Here is a 13471-nt window from a genome sequence, read left to right as displayed (position 1 = left end):
GATCCTCACTCCCGATCCAGCCCGAAAGTGCGCTTCACGAGCGCCTGCACATCACGGTCGAGCCCGTCGATGCGGGCGTTGACGCCGTCGATGCGCGTGCCGACCGCGTCGAAGCGCGCGGTCATCTCGTTGCGCAGGCCGCCGAGCTGACCGTTCATCTCGTTGCGCAGGCCCCCAATCTCGCTGCGCAGGACGCGGATGAACAGCGTCGAGACGACCGTGAGCATGCCCATCATCAGCGCCGTGAACGCGCCGATCATGGTCCAGACCTGCGCACCGTCCATGGTTTCCATCCCCTCATCGTGGCACCGGATCCTTCAGCCTGCCAGCATCCTGGCGGACGCCACGCCCGGCCACTCGCGCTCTGTGGAGACACCGGAAATCGCGGGAGTTGGGGAGGAAGGGCCGGGCGAGGATCCCTCCTCACCCGGCCCTCGGTCAGTCGCCCTTCACGTTGACGAGCTGTCGCAGCGTGTGCCGGATCCGCACGAGGCTCGCCGCATCCTCCATCACACGATCGATGGGCTTGTAGGCCTGGGGGATCTGATCGATGAAGGCGTCGGTGTCCCGGAACTCGATGCCGGCCATCGCCTCCCGCAGCTGCGCATGCGTGAACGTCTTCCGCGCCGCGGACCGCGAGTACTCCCGCCCGGCGCCATGCGGTGAGGAGTTCAGCGACAGCGGGTCGCCGAGCCCCTCCACCACGTACGACGCCGTGCCCATCGACCCGGGGATGAGTCCGGGCCGACCCAGGTCCGCCTGGATCGCGCCCTTTCGTGATACCCAGACGCGCTTTCCGAAGTGCTTCTCCGACTCCGTGAAGTTGTGGTGGCAGTTGATCCGCTCCTGCTCTTCGACGGGAGCCTCGAGGAACGCGGAGAGCTGCCGGATGACGCGGTCCATCATCTCCTCGCGGTTCAGCAGCGCGAAGTGCTGCGCCCACCGGAGCTCGCGGATGTAGCGCGTGAACTCCGGCGTGCCCTCGACGAGGTAAGCCAGATCGGGGTCGGGCAGGTCGATCCACCATTGCGTCGCCAGGCGCTGCGCGACCGCGATGTGGTGCCCGGCGATCCTGTTGCCCACGCCGCGGGACCCGGAATGCAGGAACAGCCAGACCCGGTCGAGCTCATCCACAGACACCTCGATGAAGTGGTTCCCCGAGCCGAGCGTGCCGAGCTGGAGCCGCCAGTTCTTCGCGTAGCCCTCGGGCTCGAACTCGGCTGCACGGGCGCGCTCCTCCAGCTCGGCGATGCGTGGTGCGGCCGTCGCCACGACCTTGTTGTTGTAGCGCCCTGCGGACAGCGGGATCGCGCGCTCGATCTGCTCCCGGAGCGCGGCGAGGTCGCGCCCGTCGAGGTCGTCCTTCGTGAACGGCGTGCGGACAGCGATCATGCCGCAGCCGATATCGACGCCGACGGCCGCGGGGATGATCGCACCGAGCGTCGGGATGACAGACCCGACGGTCGCGCCCTTGCCGAGGTGCGCATCCGGCATCAGCGCCAGGTGCGGGTGGATGAACGGCATGCGTGAGGTGGTGCGGGCCTGATCGAGGGTCTTCTCATCGATCAGGGACGCCCACGACAGCAGCCGCGCGGAGAGCCTCTCCATGATTCCTTTCCTTGTGGTGATGTCCAGCCACAGATCGGGGAGGTCTCGTCATGGAGAACGCCCCGGACCTGACGGTGCGGGGCGTTGCGAGAGCGGATGCTGTCACACGGCGCGCGCCGGAGGGTACGACTCGTCGCGGTCATTGCGCTTCGGCTGAAGCGGCAATGCCACGTTCTGGGGAAGATTCCGCGGGGCGGTCATCCGTCGTCTCCTCGGCTGGCGTGCGGCGCCGGTCGGCACAGCCTTGCCACCCTAGGCGTCGACACGCCCGGGCGTCAAGCGTCCTTCGGCGGGTTGTACATGAACTCCAGCCGGATGCCGTCGGCGTCCTCGACGAAGGAGGCGTAGTACCGCTCGCTGTACCGCGGGTACTCCTTCGGCTCGCGCACCGCGGTCCATCCGGCGTCGAGGGCGAGGCCGTGGAGTCGGTCGACCTCGGCGCGCGACGGCACCGCGAAAGCCATGTGCTGCCAGCCGACGCGCCCGTGCCGGTGGGGCGCGGAATCGTCGTCCCACGTGTACAGGATGATCTCGGTCTCCTCGCCGGCGTGCCAGGAGATCGAGTGATCGTCCTCGCCGCCGAGCTCATAGCCGAGCGCGGTGAGCACGGGATGGAACTGCGCGCGCCCGCGTTCGAGGTCGGCGACGGTGATGCCCAGGTGATCGAGGAGAGCCATGCGCCCAGTCTGTCAGCGCAGCGGTCCCGTGTCAGTGCGGAGCGTGGTATTCGGCCTCGCCGCGCTTCCAGTAGCCCTTCACGACGGCGTTCGCGCTGTCCACGTCCCAGCGCCCGAGCACAGCCCGTCCGGGCTTCACGATGGACTGCTCGGCGGCGATGAAGACGAACGGGTCGTCTCCCACGACGTCGTCCGCGGTCAGCGCGTCGAGGAAGGCGATCAGTGCGGAGCCGGCGGGCGCCTCGCCGCGGTGCAGCCACTCGACCGGCACCGGCGCGTCGATCTCGACCTCGCGACCCGCCGACACCGTCTCGATGACGATGCGTGCGGGGGTGCCCTCGGGGATGAGGGCGGCGAAGCGGCGGATCGCGGGGATCGCGGTCTCGTCGCCGACGAGGAGCCAGGATCCCGGCTCTCCGGTGAGGACGGCGGCGCCGCGCGGTCCGCCGACGCCGATGGTCGACCCGAGCGGGGCGTTCGCGGCCCACGGGGCGGCCACGCCCTGATCACCGTGCACCGCGAACTCGACGTCGAGCCAGTCGTCACCCCAGGCGAGGGGCGTGTACTCGCGGCTCGGGGCGGCGCGCAGCTCCTCGACCGAGTCCACGGGGCCGCTCGGGAAGAAGAGCCGCATGTGGTCGTCGGAGCCGGGGGAGTCGAAGCCGGCGAGGTCGGGACCGGACAGGCGGACGCGCACGAAATCCGGAGCGAGCCATTCCCGGGCGCTCAGCGTGACGTTGCGGAAGCGCAGCTCGAGGCCGCGACGCTCGATCGAGAAACCGGATTTCGTATCGCTCATAAAGTAAGGCTAACCTAAAAACCGACGCGGTCGGCTCGCCCGCCCGTCGGACCGGCGCTCCACGAGGGCGCACACATCCCCGCAGAACAGGAGTCTCTCCATGTCCGTGCCCAGAACCCTCACCGCCACGAGCGTCGCTCTCGTCGGCCTGCTCGCCCTCTCCGGCTGCGCGTCCGGCGGCGAAGCTGAACCCGACGAGACGACGGCGGGATCGGGGACCGTGACCATCGAGGACAACACCGGCACGCACGAGATCACCACGCCGCCGACCTCGGTCGTCGCCCTGGACAACCGGACGTTCCAGACCCTCTCCGACTGGGGCATCGAGCTCTCCGCCGGTGCCGTCTCCCTCATGCCGGAGACCGTCTCCTACGCGAAGGACGAGGACGTCGTCGACATCGGCCTCCACACGGAACCCGACCTCGAGGCCATCGTGGCGGCCGACCCCGACCTCATCATCAGCGGGCAGCGGTTCACGCAGCACAACGAGGCCATCGCGGAGCTCGTCCCTGACGCCACGATCATCGACCTGGAGCCCCGGGACGGCGAGCCGTTCGACGAGGAGCTCAAGCGGCAGACCACCGCCCTGGGCGAGATCTTCGGCAAGCAGGACGAGGCCCAGAAGCTCGTCGAGGAGTTCGACGCCGCTGCGGACCGTGCGAAGGCCGCCTACGACGACGCCGACACCGTCATGGCGGTGAACACCTCGGGCGGGCAGATCGGCTACCTCGCCCCGACCGTCGGCCGCTCGCTGGGTCCGATCTACGACATGCTGGGCCTCACGCCGGCACTGCAGGTCGACGACGCGAGCGACGACCACCAGGGCGACGAGATCTCGGTCGAGGCCATCGCCGCCTCGAACCCCGACTGGATCCTCGTGCTCGACCGCGACGCCGTGTTCGCGGCGGAGACGCCGGACTACGTGCAGGCGGCGGAGATCATCGAGAACTCCGAGGCGCTCACCGGCGTCACCGCGGTGAAGGACGACCAGATCGTCTACATGCCCACGGACACCTACCTCAACGAGAGCATCCAGACGTACACGACGTTCCTCAACGACCTCGCCGACGCGCTCGAGAAGAGCGCCGACAAGTAAGGGCTGTGCGGCGGCGTCCCGACCGGGGCGCCGCCGCCGGCATCCCCCCATGACCTCTCCTCTCCTCACAGCGACACCGCGATCGTCGGCACGGCTGTTCGATCCGAAGCTGCTCATCGGCGTCCTCGTCGTGGCGGCACTCCTGGTGATCTCGCTCTTCACCGGTGTGTATGACATCGCCGGCGCGGACGACGGCGCGCAGATGTTCCAGATCACCCGCGTCCCCCGGACCATCGCGCTCGTGCTCGCGGGCGCGGCGATGGCGATGGCCGGCCTCGTGATGCAGCTCCTCACGCAGAACCGTTTCGTGGAGCCGACCACCACCGGGACCACGGAGTGGGCGGGACTCGGGCTCCTCACTGTGATGGTGCTCGTGCCGCAGCCCTCCCTTCCGCTGCGCATGGCCGGCGCCGTGCTCGCCGCGTTCGTCGGCACGATGGTGTTCTTCGCGTTCCTCCGGCGGGTGGCGTTGAAGTCGTCGCTCATCGTGCCCATCGTCGGCATCATGCTGGGCGCGGTGGTCGGCGCGATCACGACCTACTTCGCCCTCGTCACGAACTCGCTGCAGATCATCGGCGTCTGGTTCGCGGGCAGCTTCACCTCGGTCATGCGCGGCCAGTACGAGATGCTGTGGATCGTCGCGATCATCGGCGTCATCGTCTTCCTCGTGGCAGACCGGCTGACGATCGCCGGGCTGGGGGAGGAGATCGCCACCAACGTCGGGGTGAACTACAACCGGATGATCCTGCTCGGCACGGCCCTCATCGCGGTGACGACCGGCGTAGTCACCGTCGTCGTCGGCAACCTCCCCTTCCTGGGGCTCATCGTCCCCAACATCGTCTCGATGGTCCGCGGTGACGACCTGCGCAGCAACCTGCCCTGGGTGTGCCTGCTCGGCATCGCGATCGTCACCGTCTGCGACATCATCGGCCGGACGATCATCATGCCGTTCGAGGTGCCGGTGTCGCTGATCCTCGGTGTCGTCGGAGCCGTCGTCTTCGTCCTTCTCCTCCTGCGGCAGCGTCGACGTGGCTGAGCGGACGATGACGGTGACGGACACACCCCGGACGACGCGGTCGGCCGGGGCGTTCACGACTCCGCGGGCGCGCCGCCGATACATCGTCGTGCTGGTGGTTCTCGGCGTGATCGCGCTCGGCTCGGCGTGCGGTCTCCTCGCGTGGGACAACCCTCTGCCCTTCGGCACCCCCGGGTTCTGGCGCATCGCGCAGCACCGCGCGACCGCCGTGGTCGTGATGGCCCTCGTCGCCGTCGCCCAGGCCGTCGCCACGGTCAGCTTCCAGACGGTCACGAACAACCGGATCATCACTCCGTCGATCATGGGCTTCGAGTCGTTGTACCGCGTCGTCCAGACCACGACCGTGTACCTCTTCGGGGTCGCGGGACTGGTGGCGATCCAGGGCGTCGGCCAGTTCGCGCTCCAGGTGCTCATCATGGTCGGGCTCGCCGTCGTCCTCTACGGGTGGCTTCTCTCCGGCCGATACGGCAACCTCCAGATCATGCTGCTCGTGGGCATCGTGATCGGGGGAGGCCTCGGGGCGATCGCCACCTTCATGCAGCGGCTGCTCACCCCCAGCGAGTTCGATGTGCTCGCCGCCCGGCTCTTCGGCAACGTCTCCAACGCCGACCCCTCGTACCTCCCGCTCGCGATCCCGCTCGTGATCGCGGCCTCGACCCTGCTGTGGCTGCGGTCCCGGCGGTTGAACGTGCTCGCGCTCGGTCCCGACGCCGCGCGATCGCTGGGGCTCGACCACCGCCGGGAGCAGTTCCTCGTCCTGACGCTCGTCGCCGTGCTGATGGCCACTTCCACCGCCCTGGTCGGGCCGATGACCTTCCTCGGCTTCCTCGTGGCGACGCTCGCCTACCAGTTCGCCGACACGCATGACCATCGGCTGATCTTCCCGGTCGCCGTCCTCACCGCGTTCTCGATCCTGGCGGGGGCGTACTTCGTCATGAAGAACGTCTTCTACGCGCAGGGCATGGTGTCGATCCTCATCGAGATCGTGGGCGGCACCGTGTTCCTCGTCGTCATCCTCCGAAAGGGCAGACTGTGATCGCACTCGACGGCGTCCGCCGTGACTACAGCAGCGAGGTGGCGATCGGCCCCGTCGACCTCCGTATCCCGACCGGCGGGATCACGGCCCTCATCGGGCCGAACGGTGCGGGCAAGTCGACGCTCCTGACCATGATCGGCCGGCTGAACGGGATGGACGCCGGAGCCATCGAGATCGCGGGCCTCGACGTCGCCTCGACGAAGTCGAAGGACCTGGCCAAGGTGGTCTCGATCCTCCGCCAGGAGAACCACTTCGTGACCAGGCTCACCGTGCGCCAGCTCGTGGGCTTCGGCCGCTTCCCGCACTCCCAGGGGCGGTTGACGAGGGCCGACGAGGAGGTCATCAGCCAGGCCATCGACTTCCTCGATCTGGGGGCGCTCGAGGGGCGCTACCTCGACGAGCTCTCCGGAGGACAGCGGCAGCGGGCCTACGTGGCCATGGTCCTCGCGCAGGACACGGAGTTCGTGCTGCTGGACGAGCCCCTCAACAACCTCGACATGCGGCACGCCGTGCAGATGATGAAGCACCTGCGGCGGGCGGCGGAGGAGCTCGGGCGCACGATCGTCATCGTGCTGCACGACATCAACTTCGCCGGGCACTACGCCGACCACATCTGCGCCATGAAGGACGGCCGGGTGGTGGAGTTCGGCCCGCCGGCGGAGATCATGACGGACGACGTGCTGAGCCGCGTGTTCGACACCCCGGTCCAGGTCGTGGAGGGACCTTCCGGCCCCCTCGCCGTCTACTACTGACCCGACCCGACGATCCGAGGGGCCTCGAGGTCGTCGTTCTCCACGATCACAGCGGCATGCCGTTCCGGGGCGTCCTCTCGCAGGTAGATCCGCTGACCCTCGATGTAGCGTCGGTTGCTCGCCGCCTCCGGGTCCGGATCCGAGCCGTCGCGTCGTGCCATGCGCGCGGCGGAGACGGCGAAGTCCACGCGGAGGAAGACCGAGAAGTCCCACACCGCACGGAGCTCCCGTCGATGCAGGAAGATCCCGTCGACGACGATCACCGACGGCGCGGTGAGGTGGTGTGCGGGCGCGTCGAGCAGTTCGTCGCTGTCGAGGTCGTGAGACGCCGTGAGGTATGGTCCAGGACCGGCCTGGAGCGGGGCGATCACATGGCGATCGAACGCCGCGTAGTCGTAGGAGTCGAGGAAGAAGCCCTCCGGGGAGTGCCGGCCTCGCCGATAGCGCTCCGTCCTGCGTCGGTGGAACCCGTCGATGGAGATCCGCACCGCGGGGTGCCGCGGCGCGAGGAGTTCGGCGATGTCGTCGGCGAACATCGTCTTCCCCGAGCCGTCCACGCCGTCGATGCCGACGAACACGTTGCGACGGTGATCCTCCGGCCGCGGAATCGCCGACACCACGGCGGTGAGCACGGCTCGCCGGTCGGCGCTGGACTGCCGCTCCACGGCGTCAGAGCTCGACGCCATGGTCCTCGTCGTTCACGCCCGCGTTGTGACCGCGGCGGGACTCGTAGCCGAGGAACCAGCCGAACCACACGATCGCGGCGAGCAGCACGCCCAGCCAGACGTTCTGGAAGATGAGGCCGAGGACGACACCGGCGATCAGCAGGCCGACCGTGACGAAGATGCGCAGGGCGGTACGGGACATGCGCTCAGCATACGTCGGCCGCTGCAGGAACGGGCTGGTCAGCGTCGGCGGTGGTCTTCCGGGGCGAGCCGGGGTCCGCGCCGCGCCTCGGCGACACCGCTCGCGAAGATGAGCCGGATGACGCGCTGCCGGTGGCCGGCCCAGGGTGCGAGCAGTTCGACCATGCCGGCATCGTCCGTGCGGTGCCCGGTCAGGGCGTGTCCGACCTCGTGCGCCAGATGGTAGTCGCCCACGCTGACGGCATCGGGGTCGCCCAGCGCGCGGATCCGGGTCTCCGCAGCGGTCCAGACGCCGACTCCGGGCAGGCTCGTGAGCACGCGGTCACGGTCAGCGCCGGTCGTGGCTGCTCGGACAGCAGCGGCGATGCGGTCGCCGCGCTCCGCCGCCCGCACGATGGTCTTCGACTGCGGCGGCTCCACTCCGGCGCGATGCCACGCCCAGGACGGGATGCGTCGCCACTGCGCCGCCGTGGGAGCGACGGCCATCGGTCGCGGCGTCGGCCCCGGTGCCGGGTCGCCGTAGCGCGAGACGAGGTACCTCCAGGCGCCGAAGGCCTGCATGGAGGTGACCTTCTGCTCGAGGATGCCGCAGGCGAGGGCATCGAAGACCTCGTCCGTCCGCGCGAGCCAGATTCCGGGATGCCGCCGGGCGGCCTCGGCGATGAGGGGGTGCAGGGAGGGATCGAAGCCGGTCGGGTCGTCGTCGGCACCGCACAGCGCGGGCACGAGGGCGAGTGCGTGCTCCGCGCCCGGACCCCAGGCGGTCGCCTTGACCTCGTTCCCCGACATCCGCAGCGCCAACGTCGACGGACCCTGTGGGGTGCGGACCGCGCGCCAGATGACGGGGCCGTCGAAGACCGTCGTCGGATCGGTGCCGCCGCGGCGCAGCATGCCGACGGTGCGCCGGAGATCGAGCGGGTGCGGCGGGCGGTACGTCGTCTCCCGCGGGGCGTCCGCGCGGACGGCGCCCGCCGTCGCGGGGGCGGCGGCGAGGGTCATGCGCCCACCCTACGCGCGGCTGCTGACACCGGCCTCCGGGCTGAGGAGGAGCGGGTCAGAAGCGGTCGGGCGACGGGGTTCCGTGGCCGTAGCGGATAACGACGTCGGCGTGACGGTCGAAGCGGTAGCCGATGCCGCGCACGGTACGGACGATGTCCTCGTAGCGGCCGAGCTTCGCCCGCAGCCGGCGCACGTGCACGTCGATCGTGCGCTCGCCCGGGGTCTCGTCGTCCTGGGCCTGCCAGAGGGCGGCGACGAGCTCGCTGCGCTCGATCGTGCGGCCCTCGCGGAGGACGAGGTACTGCAGCAGCTCGAACTCCTTGTAGGTGAAGGCGGCGGATTCGCCGTCGATGAGCACGCGCTTGCGGGAGATGTCGACGGTGACGCCGGACTCCTCGGGCGTGGTCTCCTCCTCGGCGGCGGCCTTGGTGCGGGCGATCGCGCCGGGCTCCTGAAGAGCGAGACGCACGACGTCGAGGTCTCGGCCGCCGGAGCCGTGCGGGGCGAGGGCGACGGTGGCGTGGGTCTCGGCACCGGGCGCGAGCTCGGCCAGCGTGCGGCGGAGGGCGTCGACGAGCAGCGGAAGGCTCACACCGGCTTCGGCGGCCTTGATCTCGTCCAGGCCGACGTAGAGGGCGAAGCCGCGGGGCGAGCGGACGGCGGGGAGGTCGGCGCCGGCCGGGGCCAGCGGAGCCGACGGCTCGGCGGGGCGGACGGTGCGGTTCGGGGCGGTGACGGCGGGACGCTCGAGAAGGGCGGAGTTCGACATGATGATGGGTCCTCAGGACGTGAGCCCGGCGGGAGGGGGCTCGGATGCGTTGCACGAATGACCGGCGGAGCCGGGGAAGCGAGCACGGGTGTGTGCTCGGGACACTGCTCTCGCAGATGGCGAGGAGTCAGGTCAGGCGAGGTGGCTGTTCGTTCAGCGACACATTCGGCAACACATGTCAACGCGACCGGGCATCATCATCCCGGCAGTCCCGTTCGCCTCCTGGGCGGACAAAGGGCGTGCGTTGATGGTCATGGGGGGATTATGTCCGATCGTGACGGGACATGTCAAAACGCCCGGGCGCGTCGCAAGAGGCGTAACGTGACACGGATGACGATCTCGCACACCGTCGGCGGCTTCATCCTGACCGACGAGAAGGACGCATCGCGGTACACGCTCACGCGCGACGGGAAGCTCGTCAGCGTGCTCGACTACCGGGACGACGGCCACACGGTCGCGCTCACGCGGGCCTACACGGTCCCGGCATTCCGCGGAAACGGGTACGCCGGGAAGGTGGTCGAGGGGGCCGTGGCCGACATCGCGGAGCGCGGCGACCGCAAGGTGGACGCCGTCTGCTGGTACGTGGCGGAGTGGTTCGCCGCGCACCCCGACCAGTCGGGCCTTCTCCGCACGCGCTGACCTTCCGTCCGTATGACGAACTGTTACGGCCTCCGCCTGCGAGGATGAGGTCATGAGACTCGCCGAAGCCCTCGCCGCCCGCGCCGATCTGCAGCGCCGCCTCGAGCAGCTGCGGGCGCGCATCGTCGCGAACGCCCGGTATCAGGAGGGCGAGGAGCCCGCCGAGGACGCGGCGGCGCTGATCGAGGAGGCGGAGGGCGCGTTGACCCGGCTGCAGAGCCTGATCCGACGCATCAACGCGACGAACGCCCGCCTCGACCTCGGCGCGGACGGGACGATGACCGATGCGCTCGCCGCGCGAGACGTGCTGCGCCTGCGCCACGCCGTGCTCACGGACGCCGCGACCGCGGCCTCCGGGGCGAACGAGCAGTACCTGCGCCAGATGCGCTCGGAGTTGCGGCAGGTGTCGGCGCTGCCCGTCGCCGCGCTGCGTGCGCGGGCGGATGCGGTCGCCCAGGAGCTCCGAGAGCTCGACAACCGGATCCAGCAGGCGAACTGGTCGCACGACCTCGAGGAGGAGAGCGGAAGTCGGTAGTCGCGGCGGAGCGGGCACAACCCTCAGCCGGCGGGGCAAGCCGGCACCTGTGGGCGGAGGGCAGCCCTGATCTCGCATCGCGCAGCCCCGCACGCCGCACAGGTGAAGGTGCACAGCGCATCTCGCATCACCACGTGCCGGTCGCCGCGACGAGGGTGGGTCAGGGGACCTTCCGCTTCCTCCTCGCGCCCCGGGAGACGGCGCTCCCGGCACGCCTCGGAGGGAATGTCCGAGGGTCTTCGTACCGTGGGGGTATGCGGATCCTGCACACCTCGGACTGGCACATCGGCCGGACGTTCCATGGCAACTCCACCATGGATGCGCTCGCGGAGGTGCTCGCCGCCCTGACCGCGCAGGTCAGGGAGCACGAGGTCGACGCCGTGATCGTCGCGGGCGACGTGTTCGACTCCGCCACGCCCTCGGCCGCCGCGTACACGCTGCTGGGCGACGCCCTCGTCGGTCTCCACGAGACGGGTGCGCGGGTGGTCGTCACCAGCGGGAACCACGACTCCGCCGCGCGGCTGGGGTTCCAGGCCCGGCTGCTGCGCGAGGGCATCCACGTGCTCACCGATCCCCTCGCGGTCGGCACGCCCGTCACGATCGACGATGCCCACGGTCCCGTGCACTTCTTCGGGATCCCGTATCTGGAGCCGGCGATCGTCCGCCAGCACTGGCCGGAGGGCGACGCCGAGGGGCGGCAGCTGCGCACGCAGGCGCAGACCATGACGCACGCGATGACGCTCGTCCGCGCGGGCATGCGGGAGCACGAGGGCCGGTCGGTCGCGATCGCCCACTGCTTCGCCGCGGGCGTGGAGCCGACGGAGGGCCTGGAGCGCGAGGTGCGGCAGGGCGGCCTCGACGTCGTCCCCCTTCGTGCGTTCGGCGGACCTGACTACGTCGCACTGGGCCACATCCACGGTCGCCAGCAGGTGAGCGAGCGGGTGCGGTACGCCGGCGCTCCGCTGCACTACAGCTTCGGCGAACAGCACAAGCCGCGCGGCTCCTGGCTCGTCGACCTGGATGCCGACGGACTTGCGGGCGTCGAGTGGCTGGAGCTCCCGGTTCCGCGGCGCCTGGTCACGCTGACCGGCACCTTCGAGGAGATCCTCTCCGCAGAGAACATCGCCGCGCACGCCGACGCCTGGGTGTGCGCCGTCTACACCGACGCCGTACCGCAGACCGAGCCCATGCGACGGCTCCGCGAGGCGTACCCGCACTGTGCCATGGTGCAGCATCAGCCCGCTGCGACCGGAGAGGAGCGCGAGCGCTCGTACGGTGAGCGGCTGCGCGCCGCGGTGACCGATGCCGACCGGATCGAGGCGTTCCTCGAGCACGTGCGGGCCGGCCACGGAGCCACCGAGGTCGAACGCGAGCTGATCCGTGAGGTGCTCGACGACCGGGTCCGCGCGGAAGCCCTCGTCTAGTGCGACTGCATCGACTGGAGGTCGAGGGGTTCGGGCCTTTCCGTGCGCGGCAGACCGTGGACTTCGACGCCTTCGCCGACGACGGGATCTTCCTCATCGCCGGCCGCACCGGAGCGGGGAAGTCGAGCATCCTCGATGCGGTCTGCTTCGGGCTGTACGGCGGGGTGCCGCGGTACGACGGCGGGGAGAAGAGGCTTCGCAGCGACCACAGCGAACCGGACGACCCCTCCGAGGTGGTCGTCGAGTTCAGCACGCCGTCCGGTCGCTACCGGGTCACGCGTTCGCCCGAGTACCTCCGGCCGGCTCGTCGTGGCGGAGGCCTGACCAAGCAGGCGGCGGCGGTCTCCCTGGAGGAGTTCACGGACGATGGCTGGGTCGGTCGCGCGGCGCGGGCCGTCGACGTGGCGCACGAGCTCGACGACATCCTTCAGCTCAGCCGCGAGCAGTTCCTGCAGGTGATCCTCCTCGCGCAGAACCGCTTCTCGGAGTTCCTCCTGGCGGGCAGCCGGGACCGGCAGGCGCTGCTGCGCCGGCTCTTCGGCACCGAGCGTTTCGAAGACGTCCAGACGCGGTTCGACGAGCGCCGTCGCCGCGCCGAGCAGAGCCTCGGCGCGCGTCTCGCCACGGTCTCCGCGCGGCTGGACGAGGCCGAGCGCCTCGTGGCGGATGCCGACCTCGGGCGCGACGCCGCCGACGCCGACGGCGAGGTCGGACCGGAGATGCAGGGGGAGGGCGTCACGACGGCCGATCGCCTGGCGGAGCTGGAACTGGCGCAGGCGCGCGCTGCGTACCGGGCGGAACGGCGCGCTGCCGAGCGTCAGGAGGCGGAGAAGCGGTTCGAGGCCGCCGATGCCGTTCTGGCCGCCGCACGTGAGGATCAACGTGCCCAAAGCGAGCGCGACCGTGCCCGTGCGGCGATGGCGCGTCTGGACGCCGAGGAGGGAGCCATCGCCGAGGCGAAGGCGGAGCTCGCCAGGGCACGGGCGGCCGAGGTGCTGCGGTCCTTGATCACCGCGGCCGACCGTGCCGTGACGGCGGCTGATGACGCGGTGGCTGCGGAGAAGCGCGCACGCGCGGACTGGGATCAGCTCGGTGTCGAGACCGACGACCTCGATGCGTGGATCGCCGACCGGACACGGGCGTCCGGGGTCTGGGAGCGCGCCGTCGCGCTGGAAGCCGAGGCACCGCGCCGCGCCGCCGAGCGCGTCACCGCAGCGGAGGCCGTCGCCACTGCC

At 70.2% G+C, this 13471-nt stretch carries 16 protein-coding genes; 8 read left to right on the top strand and 8 right to left on the bottom strand.

What is annotated here, in order from left to right; genetic code table 11:
- Positions 1-5: 5 nt before the first annotated feature.
- The 4 genes from DW296_RS04615 to DW296_RS04600 all read right to left on the bottom strand — a co-directional run bounded on the left by DW296_RS04615 (position 6) and on the right by DW296_RS04600 (position 3084).
- Complete coding sequence (locus DW296_RS04615) at positions 6-293, bottom strand: hypothetical protein (RefSeq protein WP_136051283.1); 288 nt, start codon at positions 291-293, stop codon at positions 6-8.
- A 145-nt stretch (positions 294-438) separates the two neighbouring features.
- Positions 439-1608, bottom strand: a complete 1170-nt coding sequence (locus tag DW296_RS04610) for an RtcB family protein (RefSeq protein WP_136051282.1) — start codon at positions 1606-1608, stop codon at positions 439-441.
- A gap of 275 nt (positions 1609-1883) precedes the next feature.
- Entirely contained in the window at positions 1884-2285 is a 402-nt protein-coding gene (locus tag DW296_RS04605) for a VOC family protein (RefSeq protein WP_136051281.1), read from the bottom strand.
- A gap of 31 nt (positions 2286-2316) precedes the next feature.
- Entirely contained in the window at positions 2317-3084 is a 768-nt protein-coding gene (locus tag DW296_RS04600; RefSeq protein WP_136051280.1) for a siderophore-interacting protein, read from the bottom strand.
- A 100-nt stretch (positions 3085-3184) separates the two neighbouring features.
- Here DW296_RS04600 and DW296_RS04595 point away from each other — a divergent pair, with 100 nt between their 5' ends.
- From DW296_RS04595 to DW296_RS04580, 4 genes are read left to right on the top strand one after another with little or no spacing between them, the layout of a single operon-like run.
- Positions 3185-4180: a siderophore ABC transporter substrate-binding protein gene (locus tag DW296_RS04595; protein WP_136051279.1), complete on the top strand. Its 996-nt coding sequence runs from the start codon at positions 3185-3187 to the stop codon at positions 4178-4180.
- A gap of 49 nt (positions 4181-4229) precedes the next feature.
- Positions 4230-5216, top strand: coding sequence for an ABC transporter permease (locus DW296_RS04590; protein ID WP_136051278.1), 987 nt, complete (start codon positions 4230-4232; stop codon positions 5214-5216).
- 7 nt (positions 5217-5223) lie between these two features.
- Entirely contained in the window at positions 5224-6252 is a 1029-nt protein-coding gene (locus DW296_RS04585) for an iron chelate uptake ABC transporter family permease subunit (RefSeq protein WP_136051277.1), read from the top strand.
- On the top strand, positions 6249-7004 hold the full coding sequence (locus tag DW296_RS04580; protein ID WP_062635655.1) for an iron ABC transporter ATP-binding protein: 756 nt from the start codon (positions 6249-6251) through the stop codon (positions 7002-7004). Before DW296_RS04585 ends, DW296_RS04580 begins: the two co-directional genes overlap by 4 nt.
- On the opposite strand, the gene DW296_RS04575 is transcribed toward DW296_RS04580, so the two are convergent.
- From DW296_RS04575 to DW296_RS04560, 4 genes are read right to left on the bottom strand one after another with little or no spacing between them, the layout of a single operon-like run.
- Positions 6998-7690 carry a uridine kinase gene (locus tag DW296_RS04575; RefSeq protein ID WP_136051276.1) on the bottom strand — a complete coding sequence of 231 codons (693 nt, stop codon included), beginning with the start codon at positions 7688-7690 and terminating at the stop codon, positions 6998-7000. The genes DW296_RS04580 and DW296_RS04575 overlap by 7 nt on opposite strands.
- Entirely contained in the window at positions 7674-7871 is a 198-nt protein-coding gene (locus tag DW296_RS04570; protein WP_025104487.1) for a hypothetical protein, read from the bottom strand. Before DW296_RS04570 ends, DW296_RS04575 begins: the two co-directional genes overlap by 17 nt.
- A gap of 38 nt (positions 7872-7909) precedes the next feature.
- Complete coding sequence (locus DW296_RS04565; protein ID WP_136051275.1) at positions 7910-8869, bottom strand: DNA-3-methyladenine glycosylase family protein; 960 nt, start codon at positions 8867-8869, stop codon at positions 7910-7912.
- A 55-nt stretch (positions 8870-8924) separates the two neighbouring features.
- The gene (locus tag DW296_RS04560; RefSeq protein WP_085603874.1) at positions 8925-9638 is read right to left on the bottom strand and encodes a winged helix-turn-helix domain-containing protein; all 714 of its coding nucleotides are present in this window, start codon (positions 9636-9638) and stop codon (positions 8925-8927) included.
- Positions 9639-9968: 330 nt separating this feature from the next.
- Here DW296_RS04560 and DW296_RS04555 point away from each other — a divergent pair, with 330 nt between their 5' ends.
- From DW296_RS04555 to DW296_RS04540, 4 genes are all read left to right on the top strand, one after another.
- A complete protein-coding gene (locus tag DW296_RS04555) occupies positions 9969-10277 on the top strand; it encodes a GNAT family N-acetyltransferase (protein WP_136051274.1) in 309 nt (102 codons plus the stop codon).
- A 52-nt stretch (positions 10278-10329) separates the two neighbouring features.
- Positions 10330-10812, top strand: a complete 483-nt coding sequence (locus DW296_RS04550) for a DIP1984 family protein (RefSeq protein ID WP_136051273.1) — start codon at positions 10330-10332, stop codon at positions 10810-10812.
- A gap of 254 nt (positions 10813-11066) precedes the next feature.
- Positions 11067-12236 carry an exonuclease SbcCD subunit D gene (locus tag DW296_RS04545; protein WP_136051272.1) on the top strand — a complete coding sequence of 390 codons (1170 nt, stop codon included), beginning with the start codon at positions 11067-11069 and terminating at the stop codon, positions 12234-12236.
- On the top strand, positions 12236-13471 hold a 1236-nt coding region (locus DW296_RS04540; RefSeq protein WP_136051271.1), incomplete at its 3' end, for an AAA family ATPase. The genes DW296_RS04545 and DW296_RS04540, both read left to right, overlap by 1 nt.

It is taken from the genome of Microbacterium sp. K36, assembly GCF_004794355.1.
Lineage (GTDB): Bacteria > Actinomycetota > Actinomycetes > Actinomycetales > Microbacteriaceae > Microbacterium > Microbacterium paraoxydans_D.
The sequence above is the reverse complement of the archived record's forward strand: the minus strand, read 5'-3'. Positions and strand labels throughout refer to the sequence as shown.